Source organism: Collinsella aerofaciens (assembly GCF_901212495.1).
Taxonomy (GTDB): domain Bacteria; phylum Actinomycetota; class Coriobacteriia; order Coriobacteriales; family Coriobacteriaceae; genus Collinsella; species Collinsella aerofaciens_H.
Genome location: NZ_CAAKNY010000076.1, coordinates 52772 through 53380, shown reverse-complemented (window position 1 = coordinate 53380; position 609 = coordinate 52772). Strand labels below are relative to the sequence as shown.

Below are 609 nucleotides of genomic sequence, written 5' to 3'. Positions count from 1 at the left end.
GAGGCCCCGGGGGCGGGCGGAGCGGAGCCTGATGGGAGGGCGGCGGCAGCGCCGCCCGCCCGCGGGGCGCGCCCCGCGGGCTTGGTCGGGCATCGAGGGGACTCAGGCGCCCGCGCGCCCCCGGAAAGTTTTTCCAAAATTGTCCTTGCATCGCCGTCCGAGTTCCCGTATAGTACTTCTTCGCACGGGGGCGTAGCTCAGCTGGGAGAGCGCTTGACTGGCAGTCAAGAGGTCAGGGGTTCGATCCCCCTCGTCTCCACCCGAGCATTGAATGAGGCTCCAACGCAAGTTGGGGCCTTTTTTCATATAGGCACACAAGGTCAAAGGCGGCACCATGATCCTCCTGGTCGACAAGATCGTGCGTTGAACGGGCGTCGCGTGCATGGTAGTATTTCACGACGTGGTTCAAAGCGTTGGAGGCTGTTTTGCCACCCAACTGCAAGTGCCACTTTATAAGGGCTCTTGGCGCAACGGTTAGCGCAGGGGACTCATAATCCCTGGGTTCTGGGTTCGAATCCCGGAGGGCCCACCAGGTTTTTTAACAGGTCAGGCAATATGTCTGGCCTGTTTTCTTATTCATGGCATTAGTTTTCACTTGCAAATAGCCTG

At 59.6% G+C, this 609-nt stretch carries 2 tRNA genes; both read left to right on the top strand.

Annotated features, from left to right (window positions below):
- Positions 1-186 precede the first annotated feature (186 nt).
- Positions 187-259 (top strand) — tRNA-Ala (locus tag SFLMC1_RS09430).
- Between the two features lie 197 nt (positions 260-456).
- Positions 457-532, top strand: a tRNA-Ile gene (locus tag SFLMC1_RS09425).
- The last annotated feature ends 77 nt before the right edge of the window (positions 533-609 follow it).